18 protein-coding genes are annotated in these 14,926 nt (G+C 62.3%); 17 read left to right on the forward strand and 1 reads right to left on the reverse strand.

Features of this window, described 5'->3' with window-relative positions:
- Positions 1-41: 41 nt before the first annotated feature.
- Positions 42-590, forward strand: coding sequence for a glycine zipper 2TM domain-containing protein (locus R6G97_RS03290; RefSeq protein ID WP_043208074.1), 549 nt, complete (start codon positions 42-44; stop codon positions 588-590).
- A gap of 146 nt (positions 591-736) precedes the next feature.
- On the opposite strand, the gene suhB is transcribed toward R6G97_RS03290, so the two are convergent.
- Positions 737-1,555 carry a type III secretion system regulator SuhB gene (gene suhB / locus R6G97_RS03295; RefSeq protein ID WP_043208077.1) on the reverse strand — a complete coding sequence of 273 codons (819 nt, stop codon included), beginning with the start codon at positions 1,553-1,555 and terminating at the stop codon, positions 737-739.
- Positions 1,556-1,705: 150 nt separating this feature from the next.
- Here suhB and trmJ point away from each other — a divergent pair, with 150 nt between their 5' ends.
- The 16 genes from trmJ (at position 1,706) to hisS (ending at position 14,903) form a co-directional block, all read left to right on the forward strand.
- On the forward strand, positions 1,706-2,476 hold the full coding sequence (trmJ, locus tag R6G97_RS03300; protein WP_090345276.1) for a tRNA (cytosine(32)/uridine(32)-2'-O)-methyltransferase TrmJ: 771 nt from the start codon (positions 1,706-1,708) through the stop codon (positions 2,474-2,476).
- Positions 2,477-2,482: 6 nt separating this feature from the next.
- The gene (cysE, locus tag R6G97_RS03305; RefSeq protein ID WP_043208082.1) at positions 2,483-3,268 is read left to right on the forward strand and encodes a serine O-acetyltransferase; all 786 of its coding nucleotides are present in this window, start codon (positions 2,483-2,485) and stop codon (positions 3,266-3,268) included.
- A 168-nt stretch (positions 3,269-3,436) separates the two neighbouring features.
- The gene (gene iscR, locus R6G97_RS03310; protein WP_043208084.1) at positions 3,437-3,928 is read left to right on the forward strand and encodes a Fe-S cluster assembly transcriptional regulator IscR; all 492 of its coding nucleotides are present in this window, start codon (positions 3,437-3,439) and stop codon (positions 3,926-3,928) included.
- 42 nt (positions 3,929-3,970) lie between these two features.
- A complete protein-coding gene (locus tag R6G97_RS03315) occupies positions 3,971-5,185 on the forward strand; it encodes an IscS subfamily cysteine desulfurase (protein WP_043208086.1) in 1,215 nt (404 codons plus the stop codon).
- Between the two features lie 46 nt (positions 5,186-5,231).
- A complete protein-coding gene (gene iscU, locus R6G97_RS03320) occupies positions 5,232-5,618 on the forward strand; it encodes a Fe-S cluster assembly scaffold IscU (protein ID WP_043208088.1) in 387 nt (128 codons plus the stop codon).
- Positions 5,619-5,660: 42 nt separating this feature from the next.
- Entirely contained in the window at positions 5,661-5,984 is a 324-nt protein-coding gene (iscA, locus tag R6G97_RS03325; protein ID WP_043208089.1) for an iron-sulfur cluster assembly protein IscA, read from the forward strand.
- 8 nt (positions 5,985-5,992) lie between these two features.
- Positions 5,993-6,514 (forward strand): co-chaperone HscB, encoded by a 522-nt coding sequence (gene hscB, locus R6G97_RS03330; protein WP_090345278.1) that lies wholly within the window; start codon positions 5,993-5,995, stop codon positions 6,512-6,514.
- 43 nt (positions 6,515-6,557) lie between these two features.
- Complete coding sequence (hscA, locus tag R6G97_RS03335; protein WP_317847813.1) at positions 6,558-8,420, forward strand: Fe-S protein assembly chaperone HscA; 1,863 nt, start codon at positions 6,558-6,560, stop codon at positions 8,418-8,420.
- 3 nt (positions 8,421-8,423) lie between these two features.
- A complete protein-coding gene (fdx, locus tag R6G97_RS03340) occupies positions 8,424-8,765 on the forward strand; it encodes an ISC system 2Fe-2S type ferredoxin (RefSeq protein ID WP_043208095.1) in 342 nt (113 codons plus the stop codon).
- A gap of 9 nt (positions 8,766-8,774) precedes the next feature.
- Entirely contained in the window at positions 8,775-8,975 is a 201-nt protein-coding gene (iscX, locus tag R6G97_RS03345) for a Fe-S cluster assembly protein IscX (RefSeq protein WP_023382209.1), read from the forward strand.
- Positions 8,976-9,064: 89 nt separating this feature from the next.
- Positions 9,065-9,496 carry a nucleoside-diphosphate kinase gene (ndk, locus tag R6G97_RS03350; RefSeq protein ID WP_023382208.1) on the forward strand — a complete coding sequence of 144 codons (432 nt, stop codon included), beginning with the start codon at positions 9,065-9,067 and terminating at the stop codon, positions 9,494-9,496.
- Positions 9,497-9,520: 24 nt separating this feature from the next.
- Positions 9,521-10,666 carry a 23S rRNA (adenine(2503)-C(2))-methyltransferase RlmN gene (gene rlmN / locus R6G97_RS03355; RefSeq protein WP_043208097.1) on the forward strand — a complete coding sequence of 382 codons (1,146 nt, stop codon included), beginning with the start codon at positions 9,521-9,523 and terminating at the stop codon, positions 10,664-10,666.
- Positions 10,667-10,678: 12 nt separating this feature from the next.
- Positions 10,679-11,440, forward strand: a complete 762-nt coding sequence (gene pilW, locus R6G97_RS03360; protein WP_090345282.1) for a type IV pilus biogenesis/stability protein PilW — start codon at positions 10,679-10,681, stop codon at positions 11,438-11,440.
- Positions 11,437-12,477, forward strand: a complete 1,041-nt coding sequence (locus R6G97_RS03365) for a RodZ domain-containing protein (protein ID WP_090345284.1) — start codon at positions 11,437-11,439, stop codon at positions 12,475-12,477. Before pilW ends, R6G97_RS03365 begins: the two co-directional genes overlap by 4 nt.
- Before the next feature lie 2 nt (positions 12,478-12,479).
- Positions 12,480-13,589: a flavodoxin-dependent (E)-4-hydroxy-3-methylbut-2-enyl-diphosphate synthase gene (ispG, locus tag R6G97_RS03370; protein WP_043208105.1), complete on the forward strand. Its 1,110-nt coding sequence runs from the start codon at positions 12,480-12,482 to the stop codon at positions 13,587-13,589.
- Positions 13,590-13,613: 24 nt separating this feature from the next.
- Positions 13,614-14,903: a histidine--tRNA ligase gene (hisS, locus tag R6G97_RS03375; protein WP_043208106.1), complete on the forward strand. Its 1,290-nt coding sequence runs from the start codon at positions 13,614-13,616 to the stop codon at positions 14,901-14,903.
- Positions 14,904-14,926 lie beyond the last annotated feature (23 nt).

Raw genomic sequence — 14,926 nt, forward strand, 5'->3', positions numbered from 1 at the left:
GAAGGCGGGCGCGAGCCCGCAGGTGCGATCAGGAGGTTCACGTGAATAAATCAATGCTGGTGGGTGCGGTTCTGGGTGCTGTCGGTGTTACCGCCGGAGGTGCTGTGGCGACCTACAGCTTGGTGAACAAGGGGCCGGAGTACGCCCAGGTCACGGACGTGCAGCCCATCAAGGAAACCATCAAGACGCCGCGTCAGGTCTGCCGGGACGTCGCGGTCACGCGTCAGGCGCCGGTCAAGGACCAGCACCAGATCGCCGGTACCGTGGTCGGAGCAATCGCAGGTGGCCTGCTGGGTAACCAGATCGGTGGCGGCACCGGCAAGAAGATCGCGACCGTGGCCGGTGCGGTCGGTGGCGGCTATGCGGGAAACAAGGTGCAGGAGGGCATGCAGGAGCGTGACACCTATACCACCACGCAAACCCGCTGCAACACCGTCAATGACCTGAGCGAGAAAGTGGTCGGCTACAACGTGACCTATTCCATTGGAGACAAGGTCGGACGGGTGAAAATGAACCACGAGCCGGGTTCGACCATCCCGCTGGACAAGAACGGCAACCTGGTCCTTAGCGAAAACCAGGCAGGACAATGACGCTCACGCCGGCACTCTGGTGCTGGCCGCTTCGCGGGTGAGTCCGCGCTCCCACAGGTTCTAGGCTTGCACAGCGCTTGTGGTCTTTCTCTGAACCATAAAAAAGAGCACCCCGAGGGGTGCTTTTTTTATGCGACAATCGGCGCTTAGCGTTTCATGTGCTCGGGCAGGTGTGGCTGGATGGCAGTCAGCACGGCCTTGAAGCACTTGATGTTGCCGGCCACGATGTGGCCTTTGTCGAGGAAGTCGTGGCCGCCATTGAAGTCGCTCACCAGTCCACCAGCTTCCTGGATCAGCAGTACACCAGCGGCCATGTCCCACTCGGACAGGCCCGACTCCCAGAAGGCGTCGAAACGGCCGGCAGCAACATAGGCCAGGTCCAGGCTCGCGGAGCCGGCCCGACGGATGCCGGCGGTCTGGCCAGTCAGGGCGCGGAACATACCCAGGTAGTTGTCCAGATCGGCCATCTGGTTGTCGCGGAACGGGAAGCCGGTACCCAGCAGGGCGCCTTCCAGGCTGGTGCGCGAGCTGACGCGCAGGCGACGGCCGTTGAGTTGCGCGCCGCGACCCCGGCTGGCGGTGAATTCTTCCTGGCGAACCGGATCGACGATGACGGCGTGCTCAAGGCGGCCACGGTACTTGCAGGCGATGCTGACGGCGAAGTGAGGAACGCCACGCAGGAAGTTGGTGGTACCGTCCAGTGGGTCGATGATCCACAGGTAGTCCTTGCCTTCCTCGCCGGAGCCGGCGTGCAGGCCGGTCTCTTCACCCTGGATGGAGTGGTTCGGGTAGGCCTTGCGCAGGGCGTTGACGATGGTCTGCTCGGCGGCGCGATCGACTTCGGAGACGTAATCCTTGGCGTCTTTCTCGTCGACCTTGAGGCTATCCAGGCGTTCGATGGAGCGGAAAATCAGTTCACTGGCGCTGCGAGCGGCGCGCAGCGCGATATTCAGCATAGGCTGCATGGGCGTTTCACCTGGGATGTTAAAGAAGAAAGCCGCACATTCTATCAGAAAACTGTTCCGGCAGAAGGGTGACATTTGCTTTCATGGCGTTACGTCTGTCGGTTCTGTAAGATCGACTCCCCCTTTTCCTGTCTCTGTGAGCTCTACACCTTGCTGCAAAATATTCGTGTTGTTCTGGTCAATACCAGCCACCCCGGCAATATCGGCGGCGCTGCGCGAGCCATGAAAAACATGGGCTTGTCGCGCCTGGTGCTGGTCCAGCCACTGGATTTCCCTTCGGTGGACGCCACCGCCCGCGCATCCGGCGCCGATGACGTGCTGGAAAACGCCCAAGTGGTCGACAGCCTGGAAGCGGCGCTGGTCGGCTGCAGTCTGGCGATCGGCACCAGTGCCCGCGATCGCAGCATTCCCTGGCCCTTGCTCGACCCCCGCGAATGCGGTGCAAAGACCGTCGAGCAGGCGGGGGCTGGTGAGGAAATCGCCCTGGTGTTCGGTCGTGAGCACGCCGGTCTGACCAACGAAGAACTGCAGCGATGTCACTTCCACGTGCACATTCCCTCGAACCCCGACTTCAGTTCGCTGAACCTTGCCGCCGCGGTCCAGGTGCTCGCCTACGAGGTGCGCATGGCTTGGCTGGCGGCCCAAGGTTCGCCAACCAAAGTCGAGAAGTTCGAAGCCAACTCGCTGCGTAGCGGTGAGCTGGCGACCATGGACGAAATGGAGCTGTTCTACGAACACCTGGAGAAGACTCTGGTGGAGATCGGCTTCCTCGACCCTGAAAAGCCCAAGCACCTGATGCCGCGACTGCGCAGGCTCTATGGGCGCAGCTCGGTCAATCGTTCGGAAATGAGCATTTTGCGCGGCATTCTCACCGAGACCCAGAAAGTCGCCCGGGGCGAGCCGCATAAACGGAAGGACTAGAAAGAGATGTTCGAGCGTCTGCGTGAAGATATCCAGAGCGTATTCCATCGGGACCCGGCGGCGCGCAACGCCTTCGAGGTGCTGACCTGCTACCCGGGCATGCATGCAATCTGGCTGCACCGCCTGGGCCACGCCTTGTGGATTCGTGACTTCAAGTGGCTGGCGCGCCTGGTGTCGAACTTCGGTCGCTGGCTCACCGGCATCGAGATCCATCCGGGAGCGACCATCGGACGGCGCTTCTTCATCGACCATGGCATGGGCATCGTCATCGGCGAAACCGCCGAAATTGGCGACGACGTCACCCTCTACCAGGGCGTGACCCTCGGCGGCACCAGCTGGAACAAGGGTAAGCGCCATCCGACCCTCGAGAATGGCGTGGTGGTGGGGGCGGGCGCCAAGGTGCTTGGTCCGTTCACCGTCGGGGCCGGGGCCAAGATAGGCTCCAACGCCGTGGTCACCAAGGCAGTGCCTGCGGGTGCCACAGCGGTCGGCATTCCGGGGCGTATCATCGTCAAGACCGAGGACACCGAGGTCGAAGCCAAGCGCAAGGCCATGGCTGAAAAAATCGGTTTCGATGCCTATGGCGTCAGTGGCGATATGCCTGACCCAGTTGCCCGTGCGATCGGTCAGATGCTCGATCATCTGCAAGCGGTCGACGAGCGGCTGGAAGGTATGTGCGGGGCGCTGACCAAACTCGGTAGCGATTATTGCGGCAAGGAGCTGCCTGCGCTGCCCGAGGAAGACTTCGTCGAAGTCAAGCAAGCCGCACAGAGCGACACTCAGCCGCATTGATTACGGCGCCATGACACACGGGGCGTGTGCTCGCGCCCCTGGTCTGTTAAACTCGCGCCCGCCTCCCTGATGCAAACCCGACTAAAGCAGTAGGTCTAATAGTTGACTTAAATGCTCGGGAATCGCATACTCGCTCACATCCTGTAACTCCCGTGGTACCCATTAGCCATGCGACTGACTACCAAAGGCCGATATGCCGTGACCGCCATGCTCGATCTGGCGTTGCACGCGCAGCATGGGCCGGTGTCTTTGGCCGACATTTCCGAGCGCCAGGGCATTTCCCTCTCTTATCTGGAGCAGCTGTTCGCCAAGTTGCGCCGCAGCAGCCTGGTTTCCAGCGTGCGCGGCCCGGGTGGCGGCTACCAGCTGTCGCGGGGCATGGAAACCATCCAGGTGGCCCAGGTCATCGATGCGGTCAACGAATCGGTCGATGCCACCCGTTGCCAGGGCCTGGGGGACTGTCACGCCGGTGACACCTGTCTGACCCATCACCTGTGGTGCGACCTCAGCCAGCAGATCCATGAATTCCTTAGCGGTATCAGCCTGGCCGACCTCGTCATGCGCCGCGAGGTGCAGGAAGTCGCCCACCGCCAGGACCTGCGACGCGTCGCGGGCCGTACCGCCCAGCTGGACAAGATTGAGACGTCCGCCGTCGACTGATAGCAGCGACGAGCGACGCCACCGCCTGATAGGAGATACTCAATGAAGTTGCCGATCTACCTCGATTACTCCGCGACCACTCCGGTCGATCCCCGTGTCGCCCAGAAGATGGCCGACTGCCTGCTGGTCGACGGGAACTTCGGTAATCCGGCCTCGCGCTCCCACGTCTTCGGCTGGAAGGCCGAGGAAGCGGTCGAGAACGGCCGTCGCCAAGTCGCCGAGCTGATCAACGCCGACCCGCGCGAGATCGTCTGGACCAGCGGTGCCACCGAGTCCGACAACCTCGCCCTCAAAGGCGTGGCGCACTTCTATCAGACCAAGGGCAAGCACATCATCACCTCCAAGATCGAGCACAAAGCGGTCCTGGATACCGCTCGCCAGCTCGAGCGTGAAGGTTTCGAAGTCACGTATCTGGAGCCGGGTGAAGACGGCATCGTCACCCCGGCCATGGTCGAGGCTGCACTGCGCGAAGACACCATCCTGGTCTCGCTGATGCACGTGAACAACGAAGTCGGCTCGATCAACGACATCGCCGCCATCGGTGAGCTGACCCGCTCGCGTGGTGTGCTGTTCCATGTCGACGCCGCGCAGTCGGCCGGCAAGGTCGAGATCGACCTGCAGAAGCTCAAGGTCGACCTGATGTCGTTCTCGGCGCACAAGGTATATGGTCCGAAGGGCATCGGCGCGCTGTACGTCAGCCGCAAACCACGTGTACGCCTGGAAGCCATCATCCATGGTGGTGGTCATGAGCGCGGCATGCGTTCAGGCACCCTGCCGACCCACCAGATCGTCGGCATGGGCGAGGCCTTCGCCATCGCCAAGCAGGAAATGGCCGCCGAGAACGCGCGCATCAAGGCCCTGAGCGACCGCTTCTTCGAGCAGGTATCCAACCTCGAAGAGCTGTACGTCAACGGCAGCCGCACTGCCCGCGTGCCGCACAACCTGAACCTGAGCTTCAATTACGTTGAAGGCGAATCGCTGCTGATGTCGCTCAAGGACATCGCCGTATCGTCCGGTTCGGCCTGTACCTCCGCTTCGCTCGAGCCGTCCTATGTGCTGCGCGCCCTGGGGCGCAACGACGAACTGGCGCACAGCTCGATCCGCTTCTCCTTCGGCCGCTTCACCACCGAGGAAGAAGTCGACTACGCCGCGCAGAAAGTCTGCGAGGCCGTGAACAAACTGCGTGAGCTGTCGCCGCTGTGGGACATGTACAAAGACGGCGTTGACATCTCCAAGATCGAGTGGGCCGCCCACTAAGCAGTCGCCAGCAAGAGCGGCTCCCTGATGAGGAAGGAATTGCACCATGGCATACAGTGAAAAGGTCATCGACCACTACGAAAACCCACGCAACGTCGGCAAGATGAACGCCGATGATCCGGATGTCGGTACCGGCATGGTCGGCGCGCCGGCTTGCGGCGACGTCATGCGCCTGCAGATCAAGGTCAACGAGCAAGGCGTCATCGAAGACGCCAAGTTCAAGACCTACGGTTGTGGCTCGGCGATCGCCTCCAGCTCCCTGGCCACTGAGTGGATGAAGGGCAAGACTCTGGACGAAGCCGAGACCATCAAGAACACCCAGCTGGCCGAAGAACTGGCGTTGCCGCCGGTGAAGATCCACTGTTCGGTACTTGCCGAGGACGCCATCAAGGCGGCCGTGCGCGATTACAAGCAGAAGAAAGGCTTGCTCTAAGTCGCCTGTCGCAAGGCCACTGACGTTGAGGAAAGAGTTCCGATGGCTATCAGCATGACAGAAGCCGCCGCCAACCACGTGCGGCGTTCCCTCGAAGGGCGCGGCAAGGGCGAAGGCATCCGCCTGGGCGTGCGCACCACCGGCTGCTCGGGCCTGGCTTACGTCCTGGAGTTCGTTGATGAGCTGGCCGCCGAAGACCAAGTGTTCGAGAACCATGGCGTGAAGGTCATCATCGACCCGAAGAGCCTGGTGTACCTCGATGGCACCGAGCTGGACTTCGTCAAGGAAGGGTTGAACGAAGGCTTCAAGTTCAACAACCCCAACGTGCGCGGTGAGTGTGGCTGCGGCGAAAGCTTCAATGTCTGAGGCTTGACGTGGGTACTCCTTGCCATTTCGCTCTGTTTGACCTCCAGCCTGGTTTCCGTCTGGACCTCGATAAACTGGCCAATCGCTATCGCGAGCTGGCCCGTGAGGTCCATCCGGACCGTTTCGCCGATGCCTCCGAGCGTGAGCAGCGCGTGGCGCTGGAAAAATCGGCGGCACTGAACGACGCCTACCAGACTCTGCGCAGCGCACCGCGCCGTGCCCGTTACCTGCTGGCCATCAGTGGCCATGAAGTGCCCCAGGAAGTCACCGTGCACGATCCGGACTTCCTCCTGCAGCAGATGCAGTGGCGCGAAGAACTCGAAGAGCTGCAGGACGAAGCCGATCTGGAAGGTGTGGCGGTGTTCAAGAAGCGCCTGAAGGCTGCGCAGGAGACGTTGAACGAGGACTTCGCCGCCTGCTGGGACGTGGCTGGCGAGCGTGACAGGGCCGAGCGCCTGATGCGCCGCATGCAGTTCCTCGACAAGCTCGCCCAGGAAGTGCGCCAACTCGAAGAGCGCCTCGACGATTAACTCCGGCGTTGCCCGTGACGACGCCTAAGGTACTCAGATAAGCATGGCCCTACTGCAGATCGCCGAACCCGGTCAAAGCCCTCAGCCTCACCAGCGTCGCCTGGCGGTGGGGATTGACCTGGGCACCACCAACTCCTTGGTCGCTGCCGTGCGCAGTGGTCGCAGCGAACCCCTGCCCGATGAGCAGGGCAACGTCATTTTGCCGTCCGCGGTGCGCTACCTCGACGGCCGCAGCGAAGTCGGCCTGGCTGCGCGCGAAGCCGCTTCAAGCGACCCGCTCAACACCATTCTTTCGGTCAAGCGCCTGATGGGGCGTGGCTTGGCCGACGTCAAGCAATTGGGTGAGCAACTGCCGTACCGCTTCGTCGGCGGCGAGTCGCATATGCCGTTCATCGACACTGTCCAGGGGCCCAAGAGCCCGGTGGAAGTGTCTGCAGACATTCTCAAGGTATTGCGCCAGCGCGCCGAGCAGACCCTCGGTGGTGAGCTGGTGGGGGCTGTGATCACCGTTCCGGCCTATTTCGACGATGCCCAGCGCCAAGCCACCAAGGACGCTGCGCGCCTGGCCGGTCTTAACGTCTTGCGCCTGCTCAACGAGCCTACCGCAGCTGCCGTGGCCTATGGCCTGGACCAGAACGCCGAAGGGCTGGTGGCCATCTATGACCTGGGTGGTGGCACCTTCGATATTTCCATCCTGCGCCTGACCGGTGGTGTCTTCGAAGTCCTCGCCACTGGCGGCGACACGGCCTTGGGTGGCGACGATTTCGACCATGCCATCGCCGGCTGGATCATCGAACAGGCCGGTCTTTCGTCCGACCTTGACCCATCTGCCCAGCGCCAGCTGTTGCAGGCTGCCTGTGCTACCAAAGAAGCCCTGACCGACGCCGATGTCGTCAGCGTGCGTCATGGCGACTGGCACGGAGAGTTGAGCCGTGCCGGTTTCGAAGCGCTGATCGAACCGCTCATTGCCCGTAGCCTCAAGGCCTGCCGCCGCGCCGTGCGCGACAGTGGCGTTGAGCTCGAGGAGGTCGGTGCGGTGGTGATGGTCGGTGGATCGACCCGCGTACCTCGCGTTCGCGAGGCGGTGGGTGGCCTGTTCGGCCGTACTCCGCTGACTTCGATCGATCCGGACCAAGTGGTTGCCATCGGTGCTGCCATCCAGGCCGATACGCTGGCCGGCAACCGTCGTGAAGGCGGCGAACTGCTCTTGCTGGACGTCATCCCGCTGTCCCTGGGCCTGGAAACCATGGGCGGGCTGATGGAGAAGGTGATCCCGCGCAACACGACCATTCCGGTGGCTCGCGCGCAGGAGTTCACCACCTACAAGGATGGCCAGTCGGCCATGATGATCCACGTCCTGCAGGGCGAGCGCGAGCTGATCAGCGATTGCCGTTCGCTGGCGCGCTTCGAGTTGCGCGGCATCCCGGCCATGGCGGCGGGCGCGGCGAAGATCCGCGTCACCTTCCAGGTGGATGCCGATGGCCTGCTCAGCGTCTCGGCCCGTGAGCTGGGTTCGGGCGTTGAGTCCAGTATCCAGGTCAAGCCGTCTTATGGGCTGACCGACGGCGAAATCGCCCGCATGCTCAAGGATTCCTTCGAGCATGCCGGTTCCGACAAGCAGGCGCGCCAGTTGCGCGAGCATCAGGTCGACGCTGAACGCCTGCTCGAAGCGGTGCAGGGCGCCTTGGATGCCGATGGCGATCGACTGCTCAGCAGCGACGAGCGCGAAGCGATCGAGTACCAGATGCAAGAATTGCGTGATTTGCTCAGCGGCACCGATGGCGCGGCCATCGAGCAGCAGACCAAGCGTCTGTCGCAGGTGACCGATGCATTTGCCGCCCGTCGCCTTGATTCGACGGTCAAAGCCGCACTGGCCGGGCGCAACCTGAATGAGATCGAGGAGTAACCGATGCCCCAGGTGATTTTCCTGCCGCACGAGAAGTTCTGCCCGGATGGGCTGGTGGTGGAGGTGGAGCCAGGCACCAATATCCTGGAGTTGGCTCACGAGCACCACATCGAAATGGAGAGCGCCTGCGGTGGCGTTTGTGCCTGCACCACCTGTCATTGCATCGTCCGCGAGGGTTTCGACTCGCTGGAGGAAGCCGATGAGCTGGAAGAGGATATGCTGGACAAGGCCTGGGGTCTGGAGGCGCAATCGCGTCTGGCCTGCCAGGTGATCGTCGGGGAAGAAGACCTGACCATCGAGATTCCCAAGTATTCGCTCAACCACGCCGCCGAAGCGCCGCACTGAGGTTTCAGCATGAGCCTGAAATGGATTGATGTACTTGAGATCGCCATCCAGCTTGCGGAAAGCAAGCCGGACGTCGATCCTCGTTATGTGAATTTCGTCGATCTGCACCGCTGGGTGCTGGCTTTGCCAGAGTTCAGCGACGATCCGTCACGCGGCGGTGAGAAGGTGCTCGAGGCCATCCAGGCGGCCTGGATCGAAGAAGCCGACTGAGCGTTACCTGCAGGTTAGGCAATCCCCTGGAACCCGCGTATAATTCGCGGGTTTAATTTTTCGCAACACTCAATTTTCTGGAGTTATCCATGGCTGTTCAACGTACTTTCTCCATCATCAAGCCTGACGCCGTCGCCAAGAACGTCATCGGCGAAATCACCACTCGTTTCGAGAAAGCCGGCCTGCGTGTCGTCGCTTCGAAAATGAAGCAACTGTCCAAAGCCGAAGCCGAAGGCTTCTACGCTGAGCACAAAGAGCGCGGTTTCTTCGCTGATCTGGTTGCCTTCATGACCTCTGGTCCAGTCATCGTTCAGGTTCTGGAAGGCGAAAACGCCGTTCTGGCCAACCGTGAGCTGATGGGCGCTACCAACCCGAAAGAAGCTGCTGCCGGCACCATCCGCGCCGACTTCGCCGTTTCCATCGACGAGAACGCTGTCCACGGTTCCGACTCGGAAGCTTCGGCTGCCCGCGAAATCGCTTACTTCTTCTCCGCTACCGAGCTGTGCGACCGCATTCGCTAAGCGAAGCAGGTCTTGGGTGATTCCATGAGTGACATGACTGGCAAGATCAACCTGTTGGGCCTGACCCTGCAGGAAATGGAAAAATTCTTCGAGTCCATCGGAGAGAAGCGTTTTCGTGCCGGTCAGGTCATGAAATGGATTCACCACTTTGGCGTCGATGATTTCGCTGCCATGACCAATGTCGGCAAGGCCTTGCGCGAAAAGCTCGAGGCCGTTGCCGAGATTCGGGCTCCGGAAGTGGTCAGCGAAGACATTTCCGCCGACGGTACCCGCAAGTGGGTGGTCCGCGTTGCCTCCGGCAGTTGCGTCGAGACCGTCTACATTCCCACCGACGATCGCGGCACCCTCTGCGTTTCGTCCCAAGCCGGCTGCGCGCTGGATTGCAGTTTCTGCTCCACCGGCAAGCAAGGCTTCAACAGCAACCTCACTGCCGCCGAAGTGATCGGCCAGGTGTGGCTTGCCAACAAATCCTTCGGGACCGTCCCGGCCAAGATCGACCGCGCCATTACCAACGTGGTCATGATGGGCATGGGCGAACCGCTTTTGAATTTCGACAATGTCATCGCCGCCATGAAGATCATGATGGATGATCTGGGCTATGGCATTTCCAAGCGCCGCGTCACGCTTTCCACCTCGGGCGTGGTGCCGATGATCGACGAGCTGGCCAAGCACATCGATGTGTCCCTGGCCCTGTCGCTGCACGCGCCCAATGACGAACTGCGCAACCAACTGGTACCGATCAACAAGAAGTACCCGCTGAAGATGCTGCTCGAATCGTGCATGGGCTACATGTCGACCCTGGGCGGCAAGCGTGTGCTCACCATTGAGTACACCCTGCTCAAGGACGTCAACGACCAGCCCGAGCATGCCGCCCAGATGATCGAGCTGCTGCGCGATGTGCCGTGCAAGATCAACCTGATCCCGTTCAACCCGTTCCCGCATTCGGGCTACGAGCGGCCGAGCAACAATGCCATCCGCCGCTTCCAGGATCTGCTGCACCACGGTGGCTTCAATGTCACCACCCGCACTACCCGCGGCGAAGACATCGATGCCGCCTGTGGTCAACTGGTCGGCCAGGTCATGGATCGCACCCGTCGCAGCGAGCGCTACATCGCCGTGCGCCAGTTGAGCGCCGATGCAGAGCGCCAAGACAACGCCCCGCGCCACTGACGGTACCCGCCCATGACCTTGCGCGCCGCGCTGTCGATCCTGTCGCTTTCGCTGCTGGCCGGCTGCGTGTCTGGTGGCGCAGGTGACCCTCTGGCCAGTCGCCAAGGGCGCGAAGAGGCCGGGCGGGCCTACGTGCAATTGGGTCTGGGTTATTTGCAACAAGGTTTGACCGGGCAGGCCAAGGCTCCATTGGTGCGAGCCTTGGCACTCAACGGCGGCGATGCCGATGCCCACGCCGCGCTGGCGCTGGTGTTCCAGGCCGAAGGCGAGCCAGAGCTGGCCGAAGCGCATTTCCGTAAGGCCCTGGCAGCGCGCCCGGGGGACACGCGTATTCGCAACAACTACGGCAGTTTCCTTTATGCTCAGGGGCAATTTGCCAAGGCCGAGCAGATGTTTCGCCAAGCCGCCGCCGATACCCTGTATCCTGAGCGCTCGCGAATCTACGAGAATCTTGGCCTGGTCGCCCTGAAGCTCGAGCGTCGGGACCGGGCGCATGAGTATCTGGTCAAAGCCCTGCAACTCAATCCGCAGCAACCGAAGGCGTTGCTCGAAATGGCTGAGTTGTCCTATGAAAACAGGCATTATGTGCCGGCCCGGGACTACTACGATCGTTTCAGCCAGCTGAACGACCCGAGCGCCCGTAGCCTGTTGCTGGGTAGCCGCCTTGCCCAGGCATTCGACGAGCCTGGCACGGTGGCCGAACTGGGCCAGCAATTACAACGACTTTATCCCGGTACGCCGGAATATCAGCAATACCTGTCGGAGCAACGATGAAAGCCGCGCACCCCGAAGTAGCAGCAGCGACTCGCCAGAATCCCGGTGAGGTCTTGCGCCAGGCCCGCGAGAATCGGGAATGGTCGCAAGCCGAGGTGGCCCGCAAGCTCAACCTCACGGTAAGTTCGTTGAACAACCTTGAAAACGGCGCCTTCGACAAGCTGCCGGGGCACACCTTCGCCCGCGGATACATCCGTGCCTATGCCAAGCTGATGGGCATGGACCAGGCGCCTCTGGTCGAGGCATTCGATCACTACACCGGCACTCATGCCAAGGGCAGCGAGGTCCATTCCCTGGGCCGGATCGAAGAGCCGGTGCGTCTGTCGCACAACATCCTGCGCGGCGTCAGCCTGCTGTTGCTGGTGGTCGTAGTCGGTGGTGGCTTCTTCTGGTGGCAGGACCAGAGCAGCCTGCGCGGCAAGGACCTGGCCAAGATCGCCCTGGAGCATGTCGAGGTCGAAAGCGCCGACGGCACCACCCAGATCCACCCGCTGGACGAGCCGGAAGACCAAGCTGTCACCGAAGGCCAGCAACCGGAAGCCTCACCGCTGCCGCTTGAGCAGGCCACCGAGGGCTCTACGCCTGAGGCGGTCATCAGCAGCGAAGCGCCGGCAAGCACGACCGAAACCCCTGCAGTCACGCCAGCGCCTCAGGCCCCAGCCGCAGCCCCAGCCGCCAACGCGCCTGTGGCACCTGCTGCTGCGCCCGTGCTGCCCGCCGCAGCTCCGTCGGCACCGGCCGCTCCTACCAATGCACCGCTCACGGCCGCTACGACCCCGTCCGAAGCGCCGGTGGGCAGCGCCAAGGTTCAAATCCAGTTCACCGCCGATTGCTGGACCCAGGTCACCGACGGCAACGGCAAGGTGCTGTTCAGCGCCATCAAACGCAAGGGCGACAGCCTCGACCTGAGCGGCAAACCGCCGTTCTCGGTACGCCTGGGCTTTGCCCGTGGCGCCCAGGTCAGTTACAACGGCCAGCCGGTCGACGTAGCTCCGTTCACCAGTGGCGAGACCGCTCGCCTGAAGTTGGGACAGTAACCATGCACGGCGAATCTCCGATCAAACGTCGCGAATCCCGGAAGATCTGGGTCGGCAATGTACCCGTGGGCGGCGATGCCCCCATCGCGGTGCAGAGCATGACCAACACCGACACCAATGACGTCGCTGCCACGGTCGCGCAGATCCAGCGCCTGGTCGATGCCGGCGTCGACATCGTTCGCGTTTCGGTACCGGACATGGACGCCGCCGAGGCGTTCGGCCGCATCAAGCAGCAGGTCAGCGTGCCGCTCGTCGCCGACATCCACTTCGACTATCGCATTGCGTTGCGTGTGGCCGAACTGGGCGTCGACTGTCTGCGCATCAACCCGGGCAACATCGGCCGCGAGGACCGCGTGCGTGCGGTGGTCGACGCTGCCCGTGACCGTGGTATCCCGATCCGTATCGGCGTCAACGCCGGTTCCCTGGAGAAGGACCTGCAGAAGAAATACGGCGAACCGACCCCGGCAGCGCTGGTCGAGTCGGCACTGCGCCATGTCGAGCACCTTGATCGCCTGGACTTCCAGGACTTCAAGGTCAGCGTCAAAGCGTCCGATGTATTCATGGCCGTGGAGGCCTACCGCTTGCTGGCCAAGCAGATCGTCCAACCGCTGCACCTGGGCATCACCGAAGCCGGTGGCCTGCGTTCGGGGACGGTGAAATCCGCTGTCGGCCTCGGTATGCTGCTGGCCGAAGGCATTGGCGATACCATCCGCATTTCCCTGGCCGCCGATCCGGTCGAGGAAGTGAAGGTCGGCTACGACATCCTCAAGTCGCTGCACCTGCGTTCGCGTGGTATCAACTTCATCGCCTGCCCGAGCTGCTCGCGCCAGAACTTCGATGTGGTCAAGACCATGAACGAGTTGGAAGGGCGCCTGGAAGACCTGCTGGTACCGCTTGACGTGGCCGTAATCGGCTGCGTGGTCAACGGCCCGGGTGAAGCCAAGGAGTCCCATGTAGGCCTGACCGGCGGCACGCCGAACCTGGTCTACATCGACGGCAAACCGTCGCAGAAGCTGACCAATGACAACCTGGTCGATGAGCTGGAAAAACTCATCCGCCAGAAAGCGGCCGAAAAGGCCGAGGCCGACGCGGCGCTGATCGCCCGCGGCTGATTCCCAGATTCGTAAGGACTTTTCGTGAGCAAATCGCTGCAAGCCATCCGTGGCATGAACGACATCCTGCCCGACCAGTCGCCCCTGTGGCGCTACTTCGAAGGTACCGTGGCCGGCCTGCTGGACACCTATGGCTACAGCCAGATCCGCACGCCGATCGTCGAATTCACCGAGCTGTTCAAGCGCTCGATCGGTGAAGTCACCGATATCGTCGAAAAAGAGATGTACACCTTCGAGGACCGCAACGGCGATTCGCTCACCTTGCGTCCTGAAGGCACTGCCGCCTGCGTGCGCGCCGTCCTCGAGCACGGCATCACCGGCAACGGCCAGGTGCAGAAGCTGTGGTACGTGGGCCAGATGTTCCGCCATGAGCGCCCGCAAAAGGGCCGCTACCGCCAGTTTCACCAGATCGGTGTCGAGGTGTTCAACCTCGAAGGGCCGGACGTCGATGCCGAGCTGATCATGCTGACCTGGCGCCTGTGGGGCCTGCTGGGCATCCAGGACGCGGTCAAGCTCGAACTCAACAGCCTGGGCACCAGCGAGGCCCGTGCCCGCTACCGCGAAGCGCTGGTCGAATTCCTGTCGGCACGTCTCGAGCAACTGGATGAAGACAGCCAGCGTCGCCTCAAGAGCAACCCGCTGCGTATCCTCGATAGCAAGGACCAGGGTACCCAGGCGGTGCTGGTCGGTGCGCCAAAGCTCGAAGACTACCTGGACGAAGCGTCCCGCGTGCACTTCGAGGGCCTCAAGGCTCGCCTGGACGCCGCCGGCATTCCGTTCGTGATCAACACCAAGCTGGTCCGCGGGCTGGACTACTACAGCAAGACCGTGTTCGAGTGGGTCACCGACAAGCTCGGCGCCCAGGGCACTGTCTGTGCCGGTGGCCGCTATGATGGGCTGGTCGAGCAGATGGGCGGCAAGCCGACCCCGGGCGTTGGTTTCGCCATGGGCATCGAGCGTCTGATCCTGCTGCTGGAGACCCTGGGCAAGGTGCCCGAATCCATTAGCCGTCAGATCGACGTCTACCTGTGCGCCTTTGGCGAGCAGGCGGAGCTGGCCGGCCTGCGTCTTTCCGAGGCCCTGCGCGATCGCCTGCCGGGTCTGCGCCTGGCGGTCAACGCCGGTGGCGGCAGCTTCAAGAGCCAGTTCAAGAAGGCCGACAAGAGCGGGGCGCTGTTCGCCCTGATCCTCGGTGATGACGAACTGGCGCAGCAAATGATTGGATTCAAGCCCCTGCGTGGCCAGGGCGAACAACAGAACATTGCCTGGGATGCTCTGGCCGAGCATCTGCAAGCCGCTGTCGCGCAGGCGTGACAGGGTCAAACAGCCGAATTGCT

Origin of the sequence: Pseudomonas sp. HTZ2 (assembly GCF_033173945.1) — a bacterium.
Taxonomy (GTDB): Bacteria; Pseudomonadota; Gammaproteobacteria; order Pseudomonadales; family Pseudomonadaceae; genus Aquipseudomonas; species Aquipseudomonas guariconensis.

Bases quoted from the DNA above. Each gene is read 5' to 3' on its own strand.
- fdx (WP_043208095.1), top strand. From the start codon at position 8,424: ATGCCCCAGGTGATTTTCCTGCCGCACGAGAAGTTCTGCCCGGATGGG.
- iscA (WP_043208089.1), top strand. From the start codon at position 5,661: ATGGCTATCAGCATGACAGAAGCCGCCGCCAACCACGTGCGGCGTTCC.
- iscR (WP_043208084.1), top strand. From the start codon at position 3,437: ATGCGACTGACTACCAAAGGCCGATATGCCGTGACCGCCATGCTCGAT.
- cysE (WP_043208082.1), top strand. From the start codon at position 2,483: ATGTTCGAGCGTCTGCGTGAAGATATCCAGAGCGTATTCCATCGGGAC.
- ispG (WP_043208105.1), top strand. From the start codon at position 12,480: ATGCACGGCGAATCTCCGATCAAACGTCGCGAATCCCGGAAGATCTGG.
- ndk (WP_023382208.1), top strand. From the start codon at position 9,065: ATGGCTGTTCAACGTACTTTCTCCATCATCAAGCCTGACGCCGTCGCC.
- iscX (WP_023382209.1), top strand. From the start codon at position 8,775: ATGAGCCTGAAATGGATTGATGTACTTGAGATCGCCATCCAGCTTGCG.
- pilW (WP_090345282.1), top strand. From the start codon at position 10,679: ATGACCTTGCGCGCCGCGCTGTCGATCCTGTCGCTTTCGCTGCTGGCC.
- hscA (WP_317847813.1), top strand. From the start codon at position 6,558: ATGGCCCTACTGCAGATCGCCGAACCCGGTCAAAGCCCTCAGCCTCAC.
- R6G97_RS03365 (WP_090345284.1), top strand. From the start codon at position 11,437: ATGAAAGCCGCGCACCCCGAAGTAGCAGCAGCGACTCGCCAGAATCCC.
- rlmN (WP_043208097.1), top strand. From the start codon at position 9,521: ATGAGTGACATGACTGGCAAGATCAACCTGTTGGGCCTGACCCTGCAG.
- suhB (WP_043208077.1), bottom strand. From the start codon at position 1,555: ATGCAGCCTATGCTGAATATCGCGCTGCGCGCCGCTCGCAGCGCCAGT.
- R6G97_RS03315 (WP_043208086.1), top strand. From the start codon at position 3,971: ATGAAGTTGCCGATCTACCTCGATTACTCCGCGACCACTCCGGTCGAT.
- iscU (WP_043208088.1), top strand. From the start codon at position 5,232: ATGGCATACAGTGAAAAGGTCATCGACCACTACGAAAACCCACGCAAC.